Genomic DNA, 23,639 nt, shown 5'->3' on the forward strand with positions numbered 1-23,639 from the left:
GCAAAGGAGGCGCTTTCCGCCAGAAAACCGTACCCCGGGTGAATTGCCCGGGCGCCGGTTTTCATTGCGGCTGCAAATATTCTCTCGATATTCAAATAGCTTTTGCGGCTGAGCGGCGGCCCGATGTTACCAGCGCGGTCGCGGCATCGAGGATCGCCTTCTCGGCGTCCCCGCCGACGCAGTGTGCGGCGAACTCCGGCTGATGGTTGAGGGCGGTCCCGGAGTTGATGCCGACGTAGGGATGGATGGCGTTCACGACCTGGGAGACGTTGCCCATGTCGGTGGAGGCGCGGTTCATCCGGCGAGCGGGGGTTCCCGGGTCGAAGACCCGGCCGATCTCCTCGGCATTGCGCCGGTACGCCGCCAGCGCGGGCGCGAAGGTCCGGAACTCGGCGTACGGCTTGCTCTCCGGCTCGACGGCGAGCGTCGCGCCGGTCGCGAGCGCACCGGCCTCGAAGCAGCGCCAGACCTTCTCCTCCGTCTCGGCGAGCTGGGCGAGGCTCTCGGCGCGCACGTACCAGCGGCCTTCGGTCCGCGCGGGGATCGCGTTGGGCGCCTCTCCCCCGTTGGTCATCACGCCGTGGACGCGCACGGTCGGCGGCAGCTGCTGGCGGAGCAGGCCGATCGCGACCTGGGCGATGGTGAAGGCGTCGGCGGCGTTGACGCCCTGCTCGGGATAGGCGGCCGCGTGGGCCGCCTTGCCGCGGTACTCGACGTGCGAGTGGGACACGGCGAAGGGCTCGGCCTCGGCGACATCGACCGGCGCGGGGTGGGCCATCATCGCCAGGTCCAGGCCGGCGAAGGCGCCGCGCTCGAGCAGCTCGATCTTGCCGCCGCCGCCCTCCTCGGCGGGAGTGCCGTAGACCTCGATCGTCAGGCCGGCCACATCGGCCAGCGGGGCGAGCGCGCGGGCGGCACCGACGGTGATCGCGGAGATCAGGTTGTGACCGCAGGCGTGGCCCAGACCGGGGAGCGCGTCGTACTCGGCGCACAGGCCGAGGCGGAACGGGCCGCTGCCGAAGGTCGCCAGGAACGCGGTCTCCAGGCCGAGGTAGGCCGGAGTCACACTGAACCCGGCCTCCTCGAGCGACTCCGCGACCCAGCGCGAGGACTTGTGCTCCTCCCACGCGGTCTCGGGGTGGGCGTGCAGCTGCTCGGAGAGCCGGACGAGGCGCTCGGCATCGCCGCCGATCGTGGCCGCGGCGTGCGTTTTCGAGGTCGTCATCGACTCACTCGTCCCCAGGCACGCCGTAGGACGGGGCGGTGGTGGGGTCGAGTCCGCGGGTCACGTAGTCGTCGCGCTGCGGCATCCAGACCTTCAGCAGGTCACGGAGGTCCTCGACCGGGTGGTCGCTCCAGTCGACGCGGAGGTCGGTGACTCGCCAGGCGACGTCGCGCACCACCGACAGGCCCGCCGAGCGCAGCGGTCCGGCCTCGCCGCCGGCGGCCAGCCCGGCCTCGAGAGCGGCCAGCAGCCGCTCCTCGAGCTCGCCGGTCGAGGTCTGGAAGCCTGCGACGACGGCGTCGACGACCTCGGTGCCTGCCAGCAGGTTGCCGGCGGCGACGACCTGCGGCGCGATCGCGTGGTGATGGACGCCGAGCGACCCCGACCCGCTGTACGCGGCACCGGCGCCGTCGAGGCCGAGCACGGTCAGCTGACGGTGGTCGATGTGCTCGCGACCCTGCGTGACCGACGCGAGCGCCGCCCGGGCGTCGAGCCCCGCGGCGAGCGCGGCGAGCAGCTCGGTGCCCAGGCGCGGGTCGGTGATGTTCTGCGACGAGGCGCCGCCGACACCGGGGCGCAGGTGGATGCAGCGCGCGGCGACGGCCGGGCTGGAGGAGGTCACGGCGATGCCGACGGCGCCGTTGCCGTCGGTGGCGAGGACGGAGAAGGTCACTGCTGCTCCCCCGGGATCACGGCGATCGCGTCGACCTCGACCAGCCACTCGGGGCGGGCCAGGGCGGAGATCACCAGACCGGTGGAGATCGGGTGCACGCCCTTCGTCCAGCGGCCGATCGTCCGGTAGACCGTCTCGCGGTAGCGCGCGTCGACGATGTAGATCGTGAGCTTGACCAGGTGCTCCATCTCGGCACCGGCCTCCTCGAGCAGCATCTTGATGTTGGCCATCGCCTGCTCGGTCTGCGCCTCGACGTCGCCGATGCCGACCGACTCGCTGGTGTCCAGGTCCTGCCCGATCTGGCCGCGCACGTAGACGGTGTTGCCCGCGACGACGGCCTGGCACAGGTCGTTGTCGAGGTTCTGCTCGGGATAGGTGACGCTGGTGTTGAACGGGCGGATCCGAGTGTGTCCGCCGACGACGATGCTCTTGTTGGTCTCCACGAAGACCAGTCCACCTCGTCGCAGAGCATGTGTCCAACAGATGTTTCCAAGGACTATCACCAATGAATCAGATGCAAGGCCGACGGCGGGCACTGCATCGGCCGATCCGATGGATAAGGCCAACAACATCTGTTGGACACAAGGACAGAGGCAGCCCAGGATTTCGGGTATGTCCAACGAACAGATCGAGGTCCTCGTCGTCGGCGCCGGTCAGGCCGGCGTGGCGATGAGCGAGCACCTGAGCGACAACGGCGTACCCCACCTCGTGCTGGAGCGTGACCGGATCGCCGAGCGCTGGCGCACGATGCGCTGGGACTCGCTCGTCGCCAACGGCCCGGCTTGGCACGACCGATTCCCGGGCCTGGAGTTCCAGGACGTCGACGCGGACGCGTTCGCCACCAAGGACCAGGTCGCCGCCTATTTCGAGGCGTACGCCGAGAAGATCGCCGCCCCGATCAGGACCGGCGTCGAGGTCACCTCGGTGACCCGGAACGAGGGCCGGCCGGGCTTCCGGGTCGAGACCTCCGACGGCGTCATCGACGCGCGGTTCGTCGTCGCAGCGACCGGCCCGTTCCAGCGACCGGTCTACCCGCCGATCGTCCCCGACGGCGCGGTCGCGCGGCAGCTGCACTCGAGCGACTACCGCAACCCCGACCAGCTCCCCGAGGGCAACGTCCTCGTCGTCGGCGCCGGCTCCTCCGGCGTCCAGATCGCCGACGAGCTGCAGCGCTCCGGCCGCCAGGTCCACCTCTCGGTCGGCCCGCACGACCGTCCCCCGCGCAGCTACCGCGGCCGCGACTTCTGCTGGTGGCTCGGCGTCCTGGGACTCTGGGACCTGGAGACCCCGGCCGCCGGCGCGGAGCACGTCACGATCGCCGTCAGCGGCGCGCGCGGCGGTCACACCATCGACTTCCGCGCCCTCGAGGCGAGCGGCATCCAGCTCGTCGGCATGACCGACACCTACGACGCCGGCACGCTCATCTTCTGTGAGGACCTGGCCGAGAACATCGCCCAGGGCGACGCCAACTACCTCGCCCTCCTCGACGCTGCCGACGAGTACGTCACCCGCAACGGCATCGACCTGCCCGAGGAGCCTGCGGCCCGCGAGCTCGGCCCCAGCCCTTCAGCTGCGACCACGCCCCTGCTCTCCCTCGACCTGGCCGAGGCCGGCATCACCACGGTGATCTGGGCGACCGGCTTCGCGACCGACTACGGCTGGCTCCAGGTCGACGCGCTCGACGAGAACGGCCGCCCGGCCCACCGCCGCGGCGTCTCCACCGAGCCCGGCGTCTACTTCGTCGGGCTCCCCTGGCTCTCCCGCCGTGGCTCGAGCTTCATCTGGGGCGTGTGGCACGACGCCAAGCACGTCGCCGGCCACATCGCGACACAGCGCAGCTACGCGGCGTACGACCGACAAGCCCGCGGCTGATCAACGGCGCACAGCCGCACCGGCCGAAGGCCCGGACCCCCTCCGCGGGGTCCGGGCCTTTGGCATTCCAGCAGCCGCCAACACAGAAAACCCGGTGCGGAGGGAAGTCCCTCCGCACCGGGTCCCGGCCGGCGTGGTTGCGCCTCAGGCCAGCTGGGTCACCTCGCGCAGGAACGGCACCTCGTCATTGGAGGGCAGGACGGCGTCGAACTCCTCGGCCGCGCGCCGGCCGGACCAGACGGCGGCCGCGATGGTGCCGGGGCCCCAGGAGTCGCCGATGCCGCGTACGGAGGCGATCTCACCGGCGTCGCGACGGCCGACGAGGTCGAGGTAGAGCTCCTCACGCGGGAGGCGGGCGGTCACCATGACGACGGCGTCGCAGTCGAGGTCACGCTCGACGCCCGCGTAGACGTCCTGCACCCAGACACCGCCGACCCCGACGGAGACGACCGCGTGGTCGGTCACCCGGTTGATGCCGTTCTCGATGAGGCGCCGCTGGATCCGGTTGATCTCAAAGGTGTTGTTGGTCCAGGACGACACCTGCGACCCGGTGGTGACGATCGAGACGTCGTAGCCCTTCTGCACGAGCAACTCGGCGACGACACCTCCCAGGTAGTAGTGGTCGTCGTCGTAGACGACCACCTTCTTGCCGTCGGGCAGCCGACCGGCGAAGAGGTCGTCGGGCCCGAGAATCTGCGCCCCCTCGGCGATCGGCATCGCGGTGGTGTGGAAGCGCGCGACCCCGTCCGTACGCCAGGTGGCGCCGGTCGCGGTGAGGACGTGCTCGAAGCCGAACTCGACGATGTCGTCGCCGGTCATCGGGCTCTCGCGGTAGATCTCGACGTTGGGGAGCTCGGCGAGGGCGGCCTCGCGGTACTCCTTGACCCGGCCCCAGGCGGAGAGCCCCGGCAGCTTCGACTCGGCCGTCACCCGGCCGCCGAGATCGCGGCCGGCCTCGGCCAGGACGACGTCGTAGCCGCGTACGCCGAGCGCCCGGGCCGCCTCCAAGCCGGCCGGACCGGCGCCGACGACGAGGATGCGGGAGTCGCTCTCCTTGGTACGGATCCGCTCCGGGTGCCAGCCGCGGCGCCACTCCTCCCCCATGCTCGGGTTCTGGGTGCAGCGGATCGGAGACATGGTGAGGTCGCCCGAGACGCAGATGTTGCAGCCGATGCACTCGCGGATCAGGTTCAGCCGGCCGTCGCGGATCTTGTTCGGCAGGAACGGGTCCGCGATCGACGGCCGCGCGGCGCCGATCAGGTCGAGGATGCCGGCCTTCACCTGGCGCACCATCGCGTCCGGCGAGGTGAACCGGCCGACGCCGACCACCGGCTTGGTGGTCAGCTTCTTCAGCCCGGCCACGAACTCCTCCTGACGGCCCTCGGGAGCGAACCGCGAGGTGACGGAGTCGCCCTCCCAGCTGCCCATCGCGAAGTCCCACAGGTCGGGCAGCTCGCCGAGCTCGTGCAGGACGCCCTCGATGTCCTCGCGGGTGATGCCGCCGTCGATCTCCTCCTCGACCGTGATCCGGCAGGCGACGGCGGCCCGGCCGGCGACCTCGTCGATGGTGTCCTCGAGAAGCTCGCGCAGCAGCCGCATCCGGTTCTCGAGCGAGCCACCGTACGCGTCGGTCCGGTTGTTGTAGCGCCGGGAGAGGAAGTGGTGCGGGGTGCCGTAGCCGTGGGCGCCGTAGACGTAGACGACGTCGTAACCGGCCTCGAGCGAGCGGCGTACGGCATTGCGGTGCCAGCGCCGCAGGTCCTCGATGTCCTGCAGCGACATGGCGCGGGCCTGGACCGGCGCGATCGTGTCGGGAGCGACCGGGAGGTGCGCCGGCCCGAGCGGGGTCTCGCGGCTGAGCTGGTTCGGGGCGTTCATGCCGTTGTGGGCGAGCTCGATGCCGGCCAGGCCGCCGCCCTCGTGGATGGCGTCGGCGATCCGCTTGAGCGCCGGCAGGTCCTGGTCGTCCCAGATCCGGAGCTCGATGAACGGCGCGATGTCGGAGGTCGCGTGGATCTCCACCTGCTCGGTGCACACCACCGACCAGCCGCCCTCGGCCTTGATCTTGCGCATCGCCGCCTGGGCGCTGGGGTCGCGGTAGCCCATGCCGTTGCAGTGCGGCACCTGGTAGAAGCGGTTCTTCGTGGTGAACGGCCCGATCTGCACGGGCTCGAACAGGATGTCGTACGGCGCGGGGGCCTGGTCGGTCATCGGATGGGCTCCTCGGTGGGAACGGACGGGACGGGGGCGCCGACCTCGGCGCGGACGCGGGCACCACGGACGTACCCGACTCCACAGAGCAGGAGCAGGCAGCCGAGCGTGCCGAGGGTGAAGGTCTCGAAGGTCAGCCGGCTCACGCCCCAGATCTCCTCGAAGGGGTAGGCCACGCCGAAGACGCGCTCGAGGGTGCCGGGGAAGACCGCGACCCACGAGCCGAGCAGGACCCAGGCGAAGGCCGACCAGCCGAGCACCGCGAAGCCGCGGTCGGAGACGGGCACGCGGAACGGGCGCGGGCGGTCGGGGTAGCGGGTGCGCAGCCGGATCGCGGCGGGGATGACCAGCAGGTAGCTGAGCAGGAAGGTCGAGATCGAGATGGTGAGCACGACGCCGAAGATCGACGCTCCGGACCCGGTCACCTGCATCGCGACGAGCATGAACGCCGTCGAGACGACACCGGAGAGCATGTTGACCCGTACCGGCGTCCCGAGACCCTCGTGGAAACGGCCGAAGAACCCACCGAAGAAGGACCCGTCGGCAGCGGTCATCGCCTGCATCCGGTCGGAGATGATCATCCACGCGGCGCCCTGGCTCATCAGGATGTAGACGAAGACGACGGCCGTGAGCGTGAGCAGCGGCTCGGCCGCGGGACCGTAGACCGAGTAGACGGTGCCGACGGCGTCGAGGAGCCCACCGATGCCGGTGATGTCCTCGCTGGGGACGACGAGCAGGATCGCGAAGATCGGCACCAGGTAGCAGACCGCAGCGGTCAGGCAGGAACGGAAGATCGAGACCGGTACGTCCCGAGCGGGGTTCTCCATCTCGCCGGCCGCACTGTTGGAGGACTCGAAGCCGAGGTAGGCGAAGAGCAGGATCGGCACCGACCCGAACAGGCCGAGCAGGGTCGGGCTGAAGTCGCTGCCGTTGAGCTCGACCACGCCGTTCTGCACGGCGTAGATGATCGTGGTCAGCACGAAGAAGGCGAGCAGGCCGACCTTGAGGATCGCGCCGCTGGTCGGGAGCCACTTGCCCTTGCTGAGACTGGCGATCGCCGCGACGACGGTGATCCAGATGAACACGATCTTGAACACGTAGTCACCGACCGAGCCGTGCTCGAGCGGCGTGATGTAGACACTCACGGTCTCGGCGGCGAGGAAAGCCATCGAGCCACCGACCCACACCGGCTGGGTGATCCAGGTGAGGATCGCCGCCACTGCGGCGGCCGGGCGGCCGAAGGCGTCTCTGACCCAGGTGTAGGCCCCGCCCTCCTCGCTGAACGCGGCCCCTGTCTCGGCGAAGATCAGTCCGTACGGCACGAGGAAGAAGATCGCGAGCACGAGCGCCCAGGTGAACGCCTCGGCGCCGTAGACCGAGACCTGCCCGAGGGTCTCGAGGCCGACGACGGCGGCGATGAGCAGGAAGATGATGTCGAAGCGCCGCAGCGTCTTGCGGAGATGCGTCTGTTGCTCGGCCGCGAGCGCGGTCGGCTGGTTGATCTGCGTCATGGTGGGTCCCTGGCTGGTCGGACGGGTCAGTGGTTGATCCAGACGGTCTTGAGACCGACGTACTTGTCGAGCGCGTGCAGCGAGAGATCACGTCCGAAGCCGGAGCCCTTGAACCCGCCGAACGGGGTCCAGGCGCTGAAGGCGTCGACGCCGTTCACGGTCACCGTGCCGGCGTGGATCCGTTCGGTGAGCCGGTGCGCGCGGCTCAGGCTGCTGGTCGCGACCGAGGCGGCCAGTCCGTACGGCGTGTCGTTGGCGAGCGCGACGGCCTCGTCCTCGGTGTCGAAGGCGGTGACCGCCAGGACCGGCCCAAAGACCTCTTCCCGGGCGAGGGTGGAGACCGGGTCGACATCGTCGAAGACGGTGGGCTCGACATAGCAGTCGCTGCCGTCGCGGATGATCCGCTCCCCGCCGGTGACCAGGCGGGCGCCTGAGGCCTTCGCCTCGTCGACGAAGCCCATGATCCGGTCGGTCTGCTCGGGCGAGACGATCGCGCCCATTCCGGCGGCCGGGTCGAGCGGGTCGCCGGGGGCGTACGCCGCGGCCTCCTTGGCGACGAGGTCGACGAACTCCTCGTGGACCTCACGCTGGACGAGCACGCGGGAGTGCGCCGAGCAGACCGCGCCCTGGTTGAACCAGATGCCGAAGGCGGTCTGCTTCGCCGTGGCGGCGAGGTCCTCGGCGTCGGCGAAGACGACGTGCGGGCTCTTCCCTCCGCACTCGAGCCAGACCTGCTTGAGGTTCGACTGGCCGGCGTACTGCAGGAAGTACGCCCCGACCTCGGTCGAGCCGGTGAAGGCGAGCACGTCGACGTCGGGGTGCAGGCCGAGCGCCTTGCCGGTGGTCTCCCCCAGTCCGGGGACGACGTTGAGGACGCCGTCGGGGATCCCGGCCTCGACGGCGAGCTCGGCGATCCGCAGCGCGGAGGACGGCGACTGCTCGGCGGGCTTGAGCACGACGCTGTTGCCCGCGGCCATCGCCGGGGCGACCTTCCAGGCGAGCATGTCGACCGGGTAGTTCCACGGGACCACCGCGCCGACGACGCCGAGCGGGACGCGGCGGATCAGCGCCGTGGTGCCCGGCGGGGCCGGCGCGACCTCGTCGTTGATCTTGTCGATCGCCTCGGCGTAGTAACGGAACAGGTCGACCGAGAACGGCAGATCCAGGTCGTAGGCATCCACGACCCGCTTGCCCATGTCGAGCGAGTCCAGCACCGCCAGCTCGGCGGCGTGGTCGGCGAGGAGGTCGGCGAAGCGGAGCATCCGCTCCCGACGGAAGGCCACTCCCGCCCGCGACCAGCCACCGTCGTCGTACGCAGCCCGCGCCGCTCGTACGGCGGCGTCGACGCCAGCCTCGCCCGCGTCGGCGACCTCGGCGAGCAGCGCGCCGGAGGCGGGGTTGCGGTTCTCGAAGGAGCCCTCCGCGGTGTCGATGGAGCAGCCGCCGACGAACGGTCGGGTCGGGAGTCGGACCTCTGCGGCGAGCTCTCGCCAGTCCTGGTGGGTACGCACAAGCAAATCCTTTCTTTGCGCTTCACCGCAAATATGAGCCTCGCCACACCAGGTGTCAATCATTGGCCCGCAGATTTCACATACGCGTTACGGTTGAGCATGGCTCGACGCAAGGACCAGGCCGCTCGGCGCGAACATCTGACCGCGGCAACACTGACCGTGATCGCGACTCACGGCTTGGCCGGCGCAACGATGAAGAACATCGCTGTGGAGGCCGGGATCTCACCGCGCCTGATCGCCTACTACTACCCCGAGCTCGACGGCCTCATCGAGGCCGCCCACCAGGCCGCGACCGACCGCTACTACTGGTCCCGGCAGCGGGCGATCGAGGGCGACCTGTCCCCCACCGAGAAGCTCGGACGCCTGATGTACTCAGGGCTTCCCCGAGGTGAGGACCTCCTGCTGAGCCAGGTCCTCGACGAGATCTCGGTCAACGCGAGCCGCAGCCCGATGCACGCGACCCTGATGACGCTGCTCTTCGACCGCGAGGTCTCGCTCTACACCGCCGTGCTCGAGGTCGGCCGCGCGACCGACGTCTTCACGCTCACCGACTCGGCCGAGGCGATCGCCCGCAACTTCGTAGCCCTCGAGGACGCCTTCGGCCTGCACCTGCTCGCCCACAACTCGTCGCTGACCCTGGAGCGGGCCGAGCAGCAGCTGGCCAGCTACGCCCACGCCGCACTCGGCGTCCGGGTATCCCCGACCGACCCCGAATTGCCCAAGAACGCAAAGAACTCCGGCGTGCGGCCCTGATCCTCAGACGCGAGTGCGCGTCAACGCCTCGATGCCCCAGCAGGCGAGGCAGCCGAGCAGCGTGATGACCACGGTGGGGACGACCGCGACCAGGTCATAGATGAAGATCTCGCCAGAGAGCGCCCGGTAGAGGCGCCACGACCACTCCAGCCAAGCGAACGTCAGCACGGCCGGCACGATCAGACCGATCAGCCACAGGAACCCGCGGCGCCGGGCAACGCCCCACGCGGCCACCAGGCACACCGTGATGAAGACCGCCAGGAAGCGGACCAGCCACTGCCACCATTCCTCCCGCGGCAGTTCGAACGAGCCCCGCGCCTGGAGGAAGTCGGCAACCAGCCAGTAGCAGTCGAAGAGCCACGGCGGGACCAGCAGGAGCGGTGCGGTGAGCTTGCGTACGAGGCTCCGTCCGCGCCAGATCAGCATCGCCGCGTACGTCAGGTAGGTCAGCGTGAACAGCACGCCCTCGACCGCGAACTCCTCGGGGTAGCCGATCTCCCAGCGGATCTGGCTCAGGACCACCAGGCGCACGACCTCGGCCGCGATGACGATGACCGCCGCCAGGACGGAGAGCCCGACCCGGTCCGGCTTCTCAGCGGTAGCGGTCATGCCTTGCAGTATCGCCGATCATCGGGGTGCGCGCCTGTGGAACCGCCGTGTCGGCCACCGCGAGGACGACGGCTCAGTCCTCGGGGTGGGCTCCGATGACGACCGGGCGGCCCGCGACGTATCCGGCGCAGACCTGGACGACCGCGAGGCCCAGCAGGAGCGCGATCGGGACCGACCACGAGCCGGTGGACTCGTGCAGCAGACCGACGACGAACGGGCCGCCGGCCGCGAGCAGGTAGCCGATGCTCTGCGCCATCGAGGAGAGCGCGGTGGTGCCGGCGGTCGTCGCGGTGCGGATGCTGAACAGGGTCAGCGTGACCGGGAAGACCGCGCCACCGACGCCGAGCAGCACCGCCCAGAGCCAGGCGCCCGCGACGGGAGCGAGCAGGAGACCCGCGAACCCGACCGCCAGCAGCGCGGTCAGAACGCCGATCAGATGGCCCTGCGACGAGGCGCGGATCGCGAGCGTCGGCGCCAGGAAGTAGACCGGTACGCCGACCAGGATGCTCACCGCGAGCAGCAGCCCTGCCGTCGCGTGGCTGAAGCCGGCGTCGGCGTAGATGCTCGGCAGCCAGCTCATCACGACGTACGCGAACAGCGACTGGGTGCCGAAGAGGAGCGTCACGGCCCATGCCACCGGCTCCCGCCACAACGAGACCCGGGCCCGGCCACCGCTGCGCACCTCGCGTTCGCGCAGATAGGGCAGCCACGCGACCAGGGCCACGACGGCGAGCACAGCCCAGACACCGAGGCCGACCCGCCAGCTTCCGGCCGCGTTCGCGATCGGCACGGTGACGCCGGCAGCGGTCGCCGCGCCGAGCGACATCACCGCACTGTAGGCACCGGTGACCGTTCCGACACGCTTCGGGAAGCCCTCCTTGACCACGGCCGGGAGCAGCACGTTGGCGAGCGCGATGCCGGCGCACGCGACGAACGTGCCGACGAGCAGGAGCCAGGGGTCACCGATCACCCGGACCAGCAGTCCGGCCACCAGCAGGCCGAGCGCGACTCCGATGCCCCGATGCACGCCGAGCCGGCGGGCGAGCGTCATGCCGGTCGCGCCGACGACCGCGAAGCACAGCACCGGCAGCGAGGTCAGGAAGGACTTGGTGCCGGCCGAGAGCCCGTCGAGGCTGTCGAGCAGGGCACCGAGGGACGTGATGCCACCGCGCAGGTTCGCTGCCACCAGCAGGACCGCGACGAACAGCCACACCGTCGACCGCACGGCTGTGTTCGTCGATGAGGACTCGGGGCGGGACTGGAGTCGGGAGGTCACACCCCCTAGAATGCCAGACATCGGATGATTGGATGAAAGGACGGCATCGTGCCGCTCTCCACCACCACTTCTCGCTCCCTGGTCGACCAGGCGATCGACGGGATGCGTGACCTGCTCGCCGACGGCGAGTGGACCGTCGGCACTCGCATCCCGCCCGAGCCCGAGCTGGCCGCGGCGCTCGGAGTCAGCCGCAACACCGTGCGCGAGGCGGTGCGGGCGCTGGCCCACACCGGCGTGCTGGAGGTGCGACGCGGGGACGGGACGTACGTCTCCGCCTCCAACGAGGTGGCGGCGATGATGCGGCGTCGGCTCGGCCGGGTCGACCTCCAGCACGTCCTCGAGGTCCGCCATGCGATCGAGACCCAGGCGGCGGCGCTGGCCGCCGAGCGGCGCACCGAGGACGACCTGCATGCGCTGACCGCCCTCATGGAGCGGCGCGCGGCGGCCGTCGCGGCCAGGGACGCCGACGCCTTCGCCGCCGCCGACACGGAGTTCCACCTCGGTGTGGTCACCGCGACCCACAACCCGCTCCTCATCGAGCTCTACGCGGGCTTCGAGGGCACCTTGCGCACGATGATCCACCTCGACGACGAGACGGTCGATCTCGCCGACGAGCACGTCGCCGTCTTCGACGCCATTCGCGCCCAGGACCCCGGCGCCGCCGCGGCCGCCGTCACCGGCCTGCTCCACACGCTCGGCGGCTGACGCAGACGGGTGGGAGCCCGGAGACCCGAGCCCCCACCCCGTCCGCTAGTTCGCGGTGGCCCGCCAGCGCTGAGCCTCGGCGGCCGTGTCGGCCTGCTGCACGACCAGCCCGTCGGCACCGACCGCCAGGCTGAGGCCGCTGTGCTTGGCCGAGACCTTCAGCGCGGAGCCGTCGGTCGCGATCACCCACCGTTGGTTCGGCGTGCCGGTGCAGGTGTACTCCACGACCGGGTCGCCACTGGTGGTGGAGCTGTAGGCGACGTCAGCGCACAGACCGGTGCCGGCGTTCTTCAGCTGGTAGCTGCCGTCGTCCTCGTTGCGGGTGACCACCCACTTCTGCGACGCCGCCGGCCCCGCGGCCGCCGTGGTCAGCTGACCGTCGCTCGCCTCGCTGGCGGCGGCCAGCGCGAGCCCTGATCCGGCGTTGCCGAGCGAGTACTGGCCGTCGGCCAGGGCCGGAGGTACGACCTCCTCCTCGCCGACCGTCATCGCGAACACGTGCACCGCGGCGTTGCCGGGGAGCGTGACCGCCGCGATCTCCTTGGCCGGGTCGGTGCGCAGTGTCTTGGTGAACAGGCGATAGGAGACGCTCGGATAGGCAGGTCCGCTCGAGGTGTTCTTCCCGAGCGTGGTGACGGCGACCTTGGCGCCATAGCTGTCGGTGGCCGCACAGCACCAGTTGGGGAAGCCGAGCGTCCCGGTGTCGGAGGTGCCGTCGGCGTAGTGCACCGTCGCCTTCTCGGCCGCCGAGAGGCTGGTGCCGGTCCCGAGGAAGGCCAGCGCGTTGCCCTTGCCGCTGATCCGGATGGTCTCGCCACCGGAGGCCACGTTGTCCTCGGTGCCCGGCGCCGAGTCGGGCCAGGTGAAGTCGAAGCCGTTCGCGCTCACCGTCGCCCCGGGAGTGACGCCCTTCTCGGCTAGCTTGTCGGCGAGGAAGCTGCTGCCGCCGCCGTCGATGTCGCCCGGTCCGGGGTCCTCGGCCTTGGTGACGCCCACATTGTTGAATGCCGAGGCCAGGTCCGGGTGGGCGACCGTGGTCGTGGCCGAGTCCGTCACGGCGTACGTCAGGTCGTGGGCCACGTAGGTCGCGGTCGTGTCGATCTTCACGCGACCGGGGTCGGCAGCCGCGGGGGGCGTCACGCTGAACGTCGCGGTGCGGGAAGCACCGGGCGCGAGAGACCCCGACACAGCAGCGCCCGGGCGTACGTCCCAACCCTCGGGGGCCTTGGCCGTGATCGACTCGAGCTGGACGCGGGAGTCGGTCTCGTTGGTGAAGGTGGCGCTGACCTCGGCGGCCTCGCTGGCGACCGCGATCGCGGGAGCGGCGGCGTCGAGGCTCACGTTGCGGTCACCCGGGTGGCCACCACCGACCGCCGAGGACCCGTTCAGCGTGACCACCGCCGAGGAGGACGTGGCCAGCTTCCCGGTCTTGACCTGCGTGATGCCCGTGGCGGAGTCGTGGAACCATCCGGTCGCCGCGTCTTCCAGCGCCTTCTTCGAGCCCCGCTGCGGCAGCTCGGTGCCGTCCAGCACCACGCTTCCCGGCTCGGCGTCGGCGTGCACGCTGAGCCCGTACTCGCGCGAGGCGGGCTTGCCGGCGTAGGAGCCGTCCACCTCGCCAAGCCGCACCACCACGCGCCCGCGACCCTGCTCGGGCGCGTCGACCTGGAACTCCTGGGTGGCTGACTCGCCCGAGGCGTGCGCCTGGCTGCGCCCGTCGTCCTCGTAGTTCACGAAGGACGAGGACCCCTGCGGATAGATGTCCAGATCGAGACGGCCCGACTTCTTGCCCTGCTGCCAGTCGAGCGTGCCCTCGGGGAACTGCGGCACGACGGCACCGGCGCGTACGAAGAGCGGCAGCGTGTCCAGCGGAGCCTTGTAGCCGTCGATCGTCTTCGGTCCCTGGTGGACCCGGCCGCTCCAGTAGTCGACCCAGGTGCCTTCAGGCAGGTAGATCCCGTCGCGGGTGGTGGCGTCCTCATAGACCGGGGCGACCAGGAAGTCGTCACCGGCGAGGAACTCGTACTTGACGGCGTCGCCCCAGGTCTTCGGGTCCTCGGGGTAGTTGAGGTAGAGCGGCTTGACCGCTCCCACGCCGTTGCGGTTGGCCCGCATCGTGTGCGTGTAGAAGTAGGGCAGCAGCCGCTCGTGCAGGCTCAGGTACTTCCGGTTGATCGAGGTGTACGGCTCGCCGTAGCGCCACGGCTGCTTGTCCGACGCGGCCCACCCGCTCATCAGGTATGTCATCGGCAGGAACATCTTCCACTGCATGTCGCGGACGTACGTCTCGGCGCTGCCGCCGAAGATGCCGTCGACGTCACCGGTGGCGAGATGCTGGCCGGACATGGTGGAGCCGGCGTACGTCGGGATCTGCCAGCGGATGTAGTCCCAGCTGCCGGACTGGTCGCCGCTCCACACCGCGGCACAGCGCTGGGTGCCGGCCCAGCCCTCGACGGTCAGGACGGTCGAGCGGTCGGCGCTGTTGGTCTCGATGCCGTCGCGGGCCTGCCCGCAGGCGTCGAGCGCGAAGCGGTAGCCCGGACCGACCCAGGCGACGTCGGTCTTGCGGACGCGTACGCCGGCGTTGACCTCGGCCTCCTGCTCGGTCAGGTCGTCCTCGGTCCACAGGCCCAGCTCGGCGCCGTGGTCCTTCAGCATGTCGCCGGTCTCGGCCAAGTCCTCGTAGCCGCAGCCGTAGCCGTCGTTGACCAGCATCCAGCCCAGCGGCATGTCGTGCTCGGTGTAGCCCTCGGCGATCGCGGTCGAGTCGCGCAGGGTCTCGCGCTCGCCACGGTTGGCGTTGTGGAGGTAGCAGTCGGCGTCGCCGACCTCGAGGGCGTACATCGGCACCGCGACCGGGCGACCGGTCAGCTCCGTGTAGGAGTCGATGACGCGCTCGGCGTCACCGACGAAGTAGTAGGCGTCGAAGCGCCGCTCGTCGTGGGTGGTCGTGGTCGGCGCGCCGAAGTCGTAGCTACCGGCGGCGAAGGTGTTGCGCAGGACCCCGTAGCCGCGGGAGGAGACGTAGAACGGCACCGCGTTCGGGTTGCCGCCGTCGTTCCAGTTGAAGTCGCGCGAGATCTTGATGGTCTCGCCGCGGTGGCTGAACCGGCCGTTCTGCATGCCGCCGCCGAAGAACTGCTCCTCGGGACCGCGTTCCAGGTGCTGTGCGGTGCTCTTGTCGTCCCAGGTCAGCGGCGAGGCCTCTGCCATCAGAACCTTCCCGTCCGGGTCGGCGAGTCGCAGGGTGATCGGCTGCTTGGTCACGGTGAGCACGGCCTCGGCGGTGCTGATGACGTACGCCGCCCCGGTCTCCTTCACCTCCGTCTGCCCGCCGGGGTAGTCGCGCTTGACGACGATGTCGGCGTCGGGAGCGCCGGGTTCGCTGGGGTCGTCGTTGGCGGGGTCGGTGAAGTCGCCGTTCGGGGCCAGGCGTACGCGCACCATGTCGGCGTCCTCGAAGGTCACGCGCAGCGCGGCCTCGCCGGACTCGAAGGTGTAGCTGTCGCCGTCGCGCTCGAAGCCGGTCACGTCGCCGAGCTCGCTGGTCGCCTCAGCCTTCGTCTCGGCCGCCACCGAGCTCACCGGGCTGAGCGCGACCAGAGCGGCGGCCAGGGCGACCCCCGAGACCAGTAATCGCCGAATTGATTGATTGAACATGATCGCATCACGCCCTAATGAGTCAGAACCAATCGAAACTGGAGGCGACTGTAACGCAGGTCACACTGCGCGGTCCACCCTCGGTCCGCCGATCAACGCGAGCAGACGCGCGGCCTCACCGGCCACCGCATCGCGTCCGGCGCCGAGGTACTTGCGCGGGTCGACGCGGGACTCGTCCGTCAGCGCCGCGCGCACGGCACGGGTGAACGTCGCGTTGAGGTGGGTCGCGATGTTGACCTTGGTCATCCCTGCACGAATGGCCGCGACGATGCCCTCGTCGGGCACTCCCGAGGAGCCGTGCAGCACGAGCGGCACCTCGACGGCGTCGGCGAGCCGAGCGATGAGCTCGTTGTCGAGGGCGGCCGTCCGCGTCGTCATCGCGTGCGAGGAGCCGACCGCGACAGCGAGTGCGTCGACACCGGTGGCCTCGACGTACGCGCTAGCCTCCCCTGGCTGGGTGCGGACCCCTGGTGCGTGCACACCGTCCTTGCCGCCCACCTCGCCGAGCTCGGACTCGACGGAGGCGCCCCGCTCATGGCACCAGGCCGCGACCTTGGCCGTGGCCGCCACGTTCGAGTCGTAGTCGAGCTTCGAGGCGTCGAACATCACCGAGGGACAGCCCAGCTCGACGGCCTCCTCGACGAGCTCGACCCTGGTCGCATGGTCCAGATGTACGCACACCGGCACCGTGGCCCGCTCCGCGATCGCGATGGTCGCGCGCAGCAGCGGCGCCAGGGCGCCGCGGTAGTCGACGGTGTTCTCGGAGATCTGGAGGACGACCGGACGGCCCGCCTGCTCCGCCCCTGCGACGATCGCCTCGGCCAGCTCGAGCTGGATGACGTTCATCGCGCCCAGCCCGCGCCCGGTTCCGCGGGCGTCGTCGAGCAGCAGCGACATCGGTGCCAGTGGCATGTCAGGCTTCCTCGTGGTCGATGCGCCTGACGGTGACCTCCGCCAGGAACGACCGGTACGCGTCGGGGTCGATCTCGCCGGCAACCGGCACGAGGACCGCGGCGGCGCCGAGCGCGGCGGCGTCAGCCAGGATCTCCGGCCAGGCGAGGCCGTTGGCGAGTCCGCGGGCGAGCCCGGCGGCGGTCGCGTCGCCGGCGCCGGTCGGGTTCCCACTGACCCCCGCCGGAGGGCGCACCTCCCAGAAGGTGCCGTCGGTGTGCGCCAGGAGGCCGAGGTGGCCGCGGGTCAGCACGACCGGCCCACCATGGCGGCGGCGAGCTCGGCGACCGCTGCTGCGGGGCTGTCGACGGGCCGGCCCAGCAGCCGTGCGGCCTCGTCCTCGTTGGGAGTCAGCACGGCACCGGTGCCGACCGCGGCAGCGAGCGCGGCGTCGTCGAGATCGAGGAGCACGGGTACACCGGCGGCGGCCGCGAGCTGCGCGATCCGCGCCGGGAGGTCGACGGGCACCCCGGGCGCCAGGCTGCCGGAGACGACGATCGCCGACGCATCCGCGATCCGATCGGCGACGAGGTCGAGCAGTCTGAGATCGGCGCCGGCGGCCGCCTGCCGGCCCGGCTCCCACAGCGAGGTCGTCGAGTCAGCGACGACGACCAGTGTGCGGCGTACCTCATCCAGCTCGGGCAGGAAGGTCGCCGGCAGCTCGTGCGCGAGGGCTTCGCCGAAGTCGTGGTCGGCGAGTCCGACCGCATGGGTCGGCTCCCCCAGCTGGTGGAGCACGCGGGCGACGTTGACGCCCTTTCCGCCGAGCCGGGTGGTGACCTCGGCGACCCGGTGGACCTCGCCCACCGTCAGCCGGGGCAGCCGGTACGTCACGTCGATGGCCGGGTTGAGCGTGACGGTGATGATCATGCGACCGTCCCCGTCCCCGTCCCCGTCGACGCCAGGGCCAGCCGGGCGGCGCCGACGAGGCCGGCTCGGGCGCCGAGGGAGGAGAGGCGTACGGGCGGGACCGCCGTCACGCCGGCACGCTCGCGCATCCGGTCCCGTAGCGGTCCGAGCAGGTGTCCCCTGGCCTCGGCGACGCCACCACCCAGGATGATCTGTCCGGGCGCGAGCAGTGCCCCTACCGCGAGGAAACCGTCGGCGAGGGCGGTGATCGCCTCGGACCAGACCTGGGCGGCGCCCGGATCATGGTCGGTCCGCGCGACCAGCTCGGCGACGCCGGTGATCCTCGGGTCGCCACCCAGCGCCGCGTAGCTCTCCAGCATGCGACGGGCGCCGGCGCGCGACTCGACGCAGCCGCGCAGCCCGCAGCTGCACGGCGGCCCGGCCGGGTCCACCACCAGGTGGCCGAGCTCACCGGCCTGACCAGAGGCGCCGACGATCGGCCTGCCTCCTACGTACGTCACCCCAGCGACTCCCGTCCCGAGCACGGCAACGAACGCCGAGGCGGGCGAGCCGGCGTCCACCCAGATCGCACCCGCGGCAGCAGCCGTGTCGTGCGATACCGCAACCGGGAGGCCGAGCCGCTCGGCCAGCGGGGCTGCCACCGGGGTGTCGACGAGACCGAGGTTGACCGCCTTGAGGGAGGTCCCGGACCGTGTGTCGACGAGACCCGGGAAGGCGACCCCGACCCCGGCGACCCGCGCCCGAGCCGCGGCGCTCAGGCGGGCGAGCAGCTCCTCACCCAGCTGTGCGATGTCGTCGAGCACGGCCAAGCCGGTGCGAGTGGGCACCCGCGCCTCAGCCAACGACACGTCACCGGCGCCGACCACTGCTCCGCGAACAGAGGTGCCGCCGACGTCGAACGCGAGGGCGAGCGCCGGACCTGGGCCCGGCTCTCGCGGCGTACGAGCCTGGGTCATCGGCGTCACGCCGGTCGTGCGGCCGGCGGGCTCAGGATGATCGAGCGTGTGAGGTTGCGCGGGGCGTCGGGGTCGAGCCCGGCCCTGCGGGCGCGCGCCACGCAGAGCAGGTGCACGCGCACCAGCTCGGCCAGCGGGTCGATCTCGTGGTGCACGAGGTCGGCGCCGGTGACCGCGACGTCGTCGGCGAACCCCGGCACCAGGTCGCCGAAGGCCCACACAGCCCGGCCCGGAGCGCTGATGGAGAGCGGACCGTGGCGGTACTCCATCATCGGGTAGGACTCGGTCCACAGCTGCGCGGACTCCCGGAGCTTGAGCGCCGCCTCCTGCGCCACCCCGTTGGTCCAGCCTCGGCCGACGAAGGTGATCTGCTCGGCGGTCAGCGCTGGACCGAGCGCGCTCTCGTCGGTCTCGATGATCTGCTGGGCCTGCTCGGCGGCCTCGCTCAGGTCGTGGCCGAGGTGCCAGCGCAGCATGGCCAGCGTGGCGGTGGCGAAGCGGGTCTGGACCACCGACCTCTCGTCCACCTCGGGCGTGAGGATCGGCTCGGCCAGCTCGAGCGCCGGGGTGCCGGGCGAGGACGAGATCACCGTCGCCGGGATCCGGCCGCGGACGTTGGCGAGCAGGTCGACGACCTCGGTCGTGGTGCCGGATCGGGTGATCGCCAGCACCCGGTGGTAACCCCGGTCGAGCCGGGCCTCGGTCGGCGTCCACGCGTCGGTGATGCCGTCACCCTGCTCCTCGCGGAGGGCGGCGTAGGCCTGGGCCATGTAGAGGGAGGTCCCGCAGCCGATGACCGCGACCTTCTCCCCCGGCTGCGGCAGCGCCTGGGCGTGACGCTCGGCGGCGCTCCGGGCGGCCATCCAGTTGGCAGGCTGCGTCGCTATCTCGGCTGCGAGATGCGTCGTCGGTGCGGATGCGGTCATGGTGTCGGTTCATCCTCCGATGTGTTGCCGGCTGGACCCGAATCATCCAACTTCTTGCGCGTTTATGTCAATAAAAGGTCACAAGTGATCATTTTTGATCACTTGTGACCACGATCTCCGCGCCGACCTCGGCCAGCGCCTTGGCGAGCGGCTCGGGCACCGGACGGTCGGTGACGAGCATGGTGACGCTGGAGAGGTCACAGATGCGCGCGAAGGTGGGATGCTCGAGCTTCGTGCTGTCGGCCACGACGATGGTCCGCTGCGCGGCCGCGATGAAGTCGGCGCTGATCTTGGCCTCGGCCGGGTGGATCGTGGTGAGTCCGGCGCGAGTGCTGATCCCGTCGACGCCGAGGATCGCGGTGTCGATGTTGATCTTCGACAGCACCTCCTCGCTCAACGGGCCGACCAGCTCGTAGGACTGGGTCCGGGCGGCTCCGCCGGTGACCACGATGTTGAGGTTGGGCCGGATCGAGAGCTCGTAGGCGATGTTGAGCGCGTTGGTGACCACGGTGATGCTGCCGTCCTCGGCCAGGTCGGGGCGGCGCCCGATCGCACGCGCCACCTCGCTGGTGGTCGTCCCACCGTTGAGCGCCACGGTCTCGCCCGGCACGAGCATGTCGGCGACCGCAGTCGCGATCGCGAGCTTGGCGTCGGCCTGCCGGCTGATCTTGTACTGCAGCGGCAGTTCGTACGCGGAGCCGAGCGCCGTGGCGCCACCATGCGTCCGGGTGACCAGCCGCTGCTCAGCGAGGTGGCCGATGTCGCGGCGTGCGGTCGCCGCCGAGATGCCGAGCGCGGTCTCCACCTCTGCGATCGAGACGTGCCCGCGCTCGCTGATCAGCTCGAGCAGTTGGTTGAGTCGCTGTTGTCTCATGGGCCTCTTTCTGGGTCCCGGACAGCCTACGCAGATCCGGCGCCTCGAGCCGCGAACGAAGACCATCCCATCCTGCAGATTCTTGCGCGTATTTCCTGGCTGATGCGCAGAACTTGTCACCTCGGCACCTACCCTGGTACGCGTGACTGCAGCGAAGGCACCCCGTCTTGCCCCCACCCTGACCTGGCAGGACGGCGAGTTTCTCAAGCACGGCCGCACCCACCGGATCCTGTCCGGGTCCATCCACTACTTCCGCATCCATCCAGACCTGTGGGAGGACAGGCTCCGGCGGGTCGCCGCCACCGGGTTCAACACCGTCGACACCTACGTAGCCTGGAACTTCCACGAGCCGGACGAGGGCTCTCCGGACTTCTCCGGGCGCCGCGATCTGGCCCGCTTCGTCACCATCGCCGGCGATCTCGGGCTCGACGTGATCGTGCGCCCCGGGCCGTACATCTGCGCCGAGTGGACCAACGGTGGGCTGCCGTCGTGGTTGACCGCACGCTCCCGGGCCCCGCGCAGCACTGAGCCGGTATACCAGGACGCGGTCGCACGCTGGTTCGACGTCCTGCTCCCCCACCTCGTCCCGCTCCAGGCCGGCCACGGCGGCCCGGTCGTGGCCGTGCAGGTGGAGAACGAGTACGGCTCCTACGGCGACGACGCCGCCCACCTCACCTGGCTCCGCCAGGCGCTCTGTGACCGTGGCGTCACCGAGCTGCTCTACACCGCCGACGGCCCGACCGAGGTCTTGCTCGACGCCGGCATGGTCGACGGCACGCTCGCCTCGGCGACCTTCGGCAGCCGTGCCGAGGAGGCCCACGCGATGCTGCGATCGCGACGGCCCGGTGAGCCGTTCCTGTGCGCCGAGTTCTGGAACGGCTGGTTCGACCACTGGGGCGAGAACCACCACGTCCGCTCCCCCGAGAGCGCCGCCGCGACGCTGCGCGAGATCATCGACCTCGGCAGCTCGGTCAGCGTCTACATGGCCCACGGCGGCACCAACTTCGGGCTCTGGGCAGGCGCCAACCACGACGGCCGCCGCATCCAGCCCACCGTCACCAGCTACGACTCCGACGCCCCGATCGGCGAGGACGGCCGGGTCTCGGAGAAGTTCGGGCTCTACCGAGACATCCTGACGCCCGCGACCGGGCGCACGGTCGACGAGCTGCCGGCGCGGCCGTCGACTGGTGCGCGTCACGCGTTCTCCTCAGCGCCGCTGTCGCGCGGTGCCGACCTCCTCTCGCTGGTGACCCGCGGGCCGGCGACGCGCGCGGCGAGGCCGCTGAGCTTCGAGGAGCTCTGCGTCGACACCGGCCTGGTGACGTACCGCTCCTCGGTCACGCTGCCCAGCCACGACGTCCACCTGACCGTGCGCGGACTGCACGACCGGGCGTACGTCTTCCTCGACGGGCGTGCGCTCGGCACGCTCGAGCGCGACGACGCCGAGCCCGCGGTGCTGACCCTTCCCGGCCTCGATGCGGTCGCCGAGCTCACTCTGGTCGTGGAGGCGCTCGGTCGTGTCAACTACGGCCCGCTGCTCGGCGAGCACAAGGGGATCCTCGGCGGCGTCCAGGTGGACCGGCGACTCGTCCACACCTGGGACCACCACCTCGCAGCCCTCGACCGCTGGGACGTTCACGACCTCGACGGGATCCCACACGCCGACATCGAGGTCGAAGCACCCGCCGACGGCTGGCTCGCCGTCCCCGGCGACGGCGACCGGTTCGTCTGGCTCAACGGCACCCTGCTCGGCCGCTTGTGGAGCCAGGGACCGCAGCAACGCCTCTACGCCCCCGCTCCGCTGTGGCGTCCCGGTGCCAACCAGGTCGCCGTCCTCGACCTCACCCACCCGGCGACGTACGTCGAAGTCCACCCCGACCCCGACTTCGGGCCGAGCGAGGAGTACGTCGAGTCGCTGCCGACCGGCGTGGACGCGTCAGGCGATGGCGCAGCGCTCGACTGACTCGCTGGCCAATGACCAGCGCCCATCGGCGCCGGTCGGTACCGGCCCCGCCCTGGGGAGGGTTATCCGAACCAGATTCGGATGACCCTCCCCAGGTTCACCGGCATGAGGCGTGCCAGGTCGCGCAACCGCTCGATACATGTCCGACAACGCTCAATCCGAAGAGACGTCCCCGCGGAGGTTCGCAGCGAGCTCTTCGGCGATCGCGAGGATCTCCGAGCGCTCGTCTTTCGGGAACGGGTGCAGCGGCGTGGTCGGCATCCATTCGTCCCCTACCGGAAGCAGTCGCGCCGCAACATAGTCGCCGCGCCGAAGTCCGCTCTCGTCCCATCGCCCATAGCGCGGGAAGACCGACGCGTAGGGCCTCCCCGTGCCGAGCTCGACGAGTGAGCCGGTCTGTCCGTCGGAGTTCGTGACCTCGAAGAACCTCATCCCCGACTGGCTCTCGACCCACTCGGCAAGCAGATCGCGGGCCTGATCGGGAAGGTTCCGCTGGAACTTCAGATACCGCTGAGCCAGGGACACCTTCGGTTTCTCCGCCTGAAACAGCATCGAGTCCACCGCCAGCCAGAATGCGTCCTCTTCCAGGTCGCCAGAGAGCCCGGCTCCGAACGCCTCCCCGACCGGGCCCATGCACGCCTCGACCTCCTCCTCGAGTCGGCCGGCGAACCCCGGCGTCTCCGCGTACGAGGTCAGGTGGTCGCCGTACAACGTCCGCGCGTGCTCACGCTGCGTATCCAGCAGACGTGCCCGGGCTCGCGCCAGCTCCCCGGAAGGCGGCGTCTCGTTCTCACTCACTGAACTCGTCCTTTCCCATGGACCCAGTGGGCCCCAGATCTCCGACTCCAAGCCTCGCACGGTTGCGCTCCCGCCCAAGGTCATCACACCCGGTTAGCCTCGTACCTGTGAACCCACTCAGCCCCGACACACCCGATATCAAGCCCAGGTCGCGCGCCGTCACCGATGGCCTGGAGGCCACTGCCTCCCGTGGCATGCTGCGGGCCGTCGGCCTCGGAGACGACGACTTCGCAAAGCCGCAGATCGGCGTCGCATCGTCGTGGAACGAGATCACCCCCTGCAACCTGTCCCTCGA

General features: G+C 70.5%; 21 protein-coding genes and 1 pseudogene. 5 read left to right on the plus strand and 17 right to left on the minus strand.

Translation table 11 applies throughout. The features are described from left to right. The 4 genes from H5T77_RS21100 to H5T77_RS21115 all read right to left on the minus strand — a co-directional run. Positions 1-95, minus strand: a 95-nt coding sequence (locus H5T77_RS21100) for a biotin carboxylase N-terminal domain-containing protein (protein ID WP_292652598.1), incomplete at its 3' end; no start/stop codon positions are given. Beyond that, on the minus strand, positions 92-1,225 hold the full coding sequence (locus H5T77_RS21105; RefSeq protein WP_292652578.1) for a M20 family metallopeptidase: 1,134 nt from the start codon (positions 1,223-1,225) through the stop codon (positions 92-94). The genes H5T77_RS21100 and H5T77_RS21105, both read right to left, overlap by 4 nt. A gap of 4 nt (positions 1,226-1,229) precedes the next feature. After that, positions 1,230-1,898 carry a DUF1028 domain-containing protein gene (locus H5T77_RS21110; protein WP_292652579.1) on the minus strand — a complete coding sequence of 223 codons (669 nt, stop codon included), beginning with the start codon at positions 1,896-1,898 and terminating at the stop codon, positions 1,230-1,232. Next, a complete protein-coding gene (locus H5T77_RS21115; protein ID WP_292652580.1) occupies positions 1,895-2,341 on the minus strand; it encodes a RidA family protein in 447 nt (148 codons plus the stop codon). Before H5T77_RS21115 ends, H5T77_RS21110 begins: the two co-directional genes overlap by 4 nt. Before the next feature lie 169 nt (positions 2,342-2,510). Between H5T77_RS21115 and H5T77_RS21120 the strand changes: the two genes are divergently transcribed. Then, positions 2,511-3,770, plus strand: a complete 1,260-nt coding sequence (locus tag H5T77_RS21120) for a flavin-containing monooxygenase (protein WP_292652581.1) — start codon at positions 2,511-2,513, stop codon at positions 3,768-3,770. Positions 3,771-3,914: 144 nt separating this feature from the next. Here the strand turns inward: H5T77_RS21120 and H5T77_RS21125 are convergent, their stop codons facing one another. Genes H5T77_RS21125 through H5T77_RS21135 form a run of 3 tightly spaced genes read right to left on the minus strand, consistent with a single transcriptional unit; the run spans position 3,915 to position 9,003 of the window. Beyond that, positions 3,915-5,981, minus strand: a complete 2,067-nt coding sequence (locus tag H5T77_RS21125; protein ID WP_292652582.1) for an oxidoreductase — start codon at positions 5,979-5,981, stop codon at positions 3,915-3,917. Then, complete coding sequence (locus H5T77_RS21130; RefSeq protein ID WP_292652583.1) at positions 5,978-7,492, minus strand: APC family permease; 1,515 nt, start codon at positions 7,490-7,492, stop codon at positions 5,978-5,980. Before H5T77_RS21130 ends, H5T77_RS21125 begins: the two co-directional genes overlap by 4 nt. Before the next feature lie 26 nt (positions 7,493-7,518). Next, positions 7,519-9,003, minus strand: a complete 1,485-nt coding sequence (locus tag H5T77_RS21135; RefSeq protein ID WP_292652584.1) for an aldehyde dehydrogenase — start codon at positions 9,001-9,003, stop codon at positions 7,519-7,521. Between the two features lie 99 nt (positions 9,004-9,102). Between H5T77_RS21135 and H5T77_RS21140 the strand changes: the two genes are divergently transcribed. Continuing rightward, positions 9,103-9,756 (plus strand): TetR/AcrR family transcriptional regulator, encoded by a 654-nt coding sequence (locus H5T77_RS21140; RefSeq protein ID WP_292652585.1) that lies wholly within the window; start codon positions 9,103-9,105, stop codon positions 9,754-9,756. Between the two features lie 3 nt (positions 9,757-9,759). Here H5T77_RS21140 and H5T77_RS21145 read toward each other — a convergent pair whose 3' ends face one another. Both H5T77_RS21145 and H5T77_RS21150 read right to left on the minus strand, forming a co-directional pair. Further along, positions 9,760-10,365: a hypothetical protein gene (locus H5T77_RS21145; RefSeq protein ID WP_292652586.1), complete on the minus strand. Its 606-nt coding sequence runs from the start codon at positions 10,363-10,365 to the stop codon at positions 9,760-9,762. A 73-nt stretch (positions 10,366-10,438) separates the two neighbouring features. Then, entirely contained in the window at positions 10,439-11,641 is a 1,203-nt protein-coding gene (locus H5T77_RS21150) for an MFS transporter (RefSeq protein ID WP_292652587.1), read from the minus strand. 48 nt (positions 11,642-11,689) lie between these two features. Here H5T77_RS21150 and H5T77_RS21155 point away from each other — a divergent pair, with 48 nt between their 5' ends. Next, positions 11,690-12,346, plus strand: a complete 657-nt coding sequence (locus tag H5T77_RS21155; protein ID WP_292652588.1) for a FadR/GntR family transcriptional regulator — start codon at positions 11,690-11,692, stop codon at positions 12,344-12,346. Positions 12,347-12,391: 45 nt separating this feature from the next. Here H5T77_RS21155 and H5T77_RS21160 read toward each other — a convergent pair whose 3' ends face one another. The 7 genes from H5T77_RS21160 to H5T77_RS21190 form a co-directional block, all read right to left on the minus strand. Then, the gene (locus H5T77_RS21160) at positions 12,392-16,006 is read right to left on the minus strand and encodes a TIM-barrel domain-containing protein (protein WP_292652589.1); all 3,615 of its coding nucleotides are present in this window, start codon (positions 16,004-16,006) and stop codon (positions 12,392-12,394) included. A gap of 60 nt (positions 16,007-16,066) precedes the next feature. Continuing rightward, complete coding sequence (locus tag H5T77_RS21165) at positions 16,067-16,918, minus strand: class II fructose-bisphosphate aldolase (RefSeq protein WP_292652590.1); 852 nt, start codon at positions 16,916-16,918, stop codon at positions 16,067-16,069. A 1-nt stretch (position 16,919) separates the two neighbouring features. Further along, positions 16,920-17,210 (minus strand): PfkB family carbohydrate kinase, encoded by a 291-nt coding sequence (locus H5T77_RS21170; protein WP_292652591.1) that lies wholly within the window; start codon positions 17,208-17,210, stop codon positions 16,920-16,922. Then, positions 17,204-17,827, minus strand: a complete 624-nt coding sequence (locus tag H5T77_RS21175) for a PfkB family carbohydrate kinase (RefSeq protein ID WP_292652592.1) — start codon at positions 17,825-17,827, stop codon at positions 17,204-17,206. The genes H5T77_RS21170 and H5T77_RS21175 overlap by 7 nt, the downstream gene beginning before the upstream one ends. Next, on the minus strand, positions 17,824-18,783 hold the full coding sequence (locus H5T77_RS21180; RefSeq protein WP_292652593.1) for an ROK family protein: 960 nt from the start codon (positions 18,781-18,783) through the stop codon (positions 17,824-17,826). The genes H5T77_RS21175 and H5T77_RS21180 overlap by 4 nt, the downstream gene beginning before the upstream one ends. Before the next feature lie 5 nt (positions 18,784-18,788). After that, the gene (locus H5T77_RS21185) at positions 18,789-19,709 is read right to left on the minus strand and encodes an SIS domain-containing protein (protein WP_292652594.1); all 921 of its coding nucleotides are present in this window, start codon (positions 19,707-19,709) and stop codon (positions 18,789-18,791) included. Positions 19,710-19,797: 88 nt separating this feature from the next. After that, positions 19,798-20,583, minus strand: coding sequence for a DeoR/GlpR family DNA-binding transcription regulator (locus H5T77_RS21190; RefSeq protein WP_292652595.1), 786 nt, complete (start codon positions 20,581-20,583; stop codon positions 19,798-19,800). A 142-nt stretch (positions 20,584-20,725) separates the two neighbouring features. Here H5T77_RS21190 and H5T77_RS21195 point away from each other — a divergent pair, with 142 nt between their 5' ends. Further along, positions 20,726-22,546 carry a glycoside hydrolase family 35 protein gene (locus H5T77_RS21195; protein WP_292652596.1) on the plus strand — a complete coding sequence of 607 codons (1,821 nt, stop codon included), beginning with the start codon at positions 20,726-20,728 and terminating at the stop codon, positions 22,544-22,546. Between the two features lie 153 nt (positions 22,547-22,699). Here H5T77_RS21195 and H5T77_RS21200 read toward each other — a convergent pair whose 3' ends face one another. Beyond that, on the minus strand, positions 22,700-23,344 hold the full coding sequence (locus H5T77_RS21200; protein WP_292652597.1) for a hypothetical protein: 645 nt from the start codon (positions 23,342-23,344) through the stop codon (positions 22,700-22,702). Positions 23,345-23,451: 107 nt separating this feature from the next. Between H5T77_RS21200 and H5T77_RS21205 the strand changes: the two are divergent. Beyond that, positions 23,452-23,639: pseudogene (locus H5T77_RS21205) on the plus strand (dihydroxy-acid dehydratase); the annotation flags it as partial.

Source organism: Nocardioides sp., assembly GCF_014360585.1.
In the GTDB taxonomy this organism is placed as follows: Bacteria; Actinomycetota; Actinomycetes; order Propionibacteriales; family Nocardioidaceae; genus Nocardioides.

Coding starts and splice junctions, on each gene's coding strand:
- H5T77_RS21185 (WP_292652594.1), bottom strand. CDS start 19,709: ATGACCGCATCCGCACCGACGACGCATCTCGCAGCCGAGATAGCGACG.
- H5T77_RS21140 (WP_292652585.1), top strand. CDS start 9,103: ATGGCTCGACGCAAGGACCAGGCCGCTCGGCGCGAACATCTGACCGCG.
- H5T77_RS21120 (WP_292652581.1), top strand. CDS start 2,511: ATGTCCAACGAACAGATCGAGGTCCTCGTCGTCGGCGCCGGTCAGGCC.
- H5T77_RS21175 (WP_292652592.1), bottom strand. CDS start 17,827: ATGATCATCACCGTCACGCTCAACCCGGCCATCGACGTGACGTACCGG.
- H5T77_RS21165 (WP_292652590.1), bottom strand. CDS start 16,918: ATGCCACTGGCACCGATGTCGCTGCTGCTCGACGACGCCCGCGGAACC.
- H5T77_RS21125 (WP_292652582.1), bottom strand. CDS start 5,981: ATGACCGACCAGGCCCCCGCGCCGTACGACATCCTGTTCGAGCCCGTG.
- H5T77_RS21105 (WP_292652578.1), bottom strand. CDS start 1,225: ATGACGACCTCGAAAACGCACGCCGCGGCCACGATCGGCGGCGATGCC.
- H5T77_RS21130 (WP_292652583.1), bottom strand. CDS start 7,492: ATGACGCAGATCAACCAGCCGACCGCGCTCGCGGCCGAGCAACAGACG.
- H5T77_RS21145 (WP_292652586.1), bottom strand. CDS start 10,365: ATGACCGCTACCGCTGAGAAGCCGGACCGGGTCGGGCTCTCCGTCCTG.
- H5T77_RS21160 (WP_292652589.1), bottom strand. CDS start 16,006: ATGTTCAATCAATCAATTCGGCGATTACTGGTCTCGGGGGTCGCCCTG.
- H5T77_RS21190 (WP_292652595.1), bottom strand. CDS start 20,583: ATGAGACAACAGCGACTCAACCAACTGCTCGAGCTGATCAGCGAGCGC.
- H5T77_RS21180 (WP_292652593.1), bottom strand. CDS start 18,783: ATGACCCAGGCTCGTACGCCGCGAGAGCCGGGCCCAGGTCCGGCGCTC.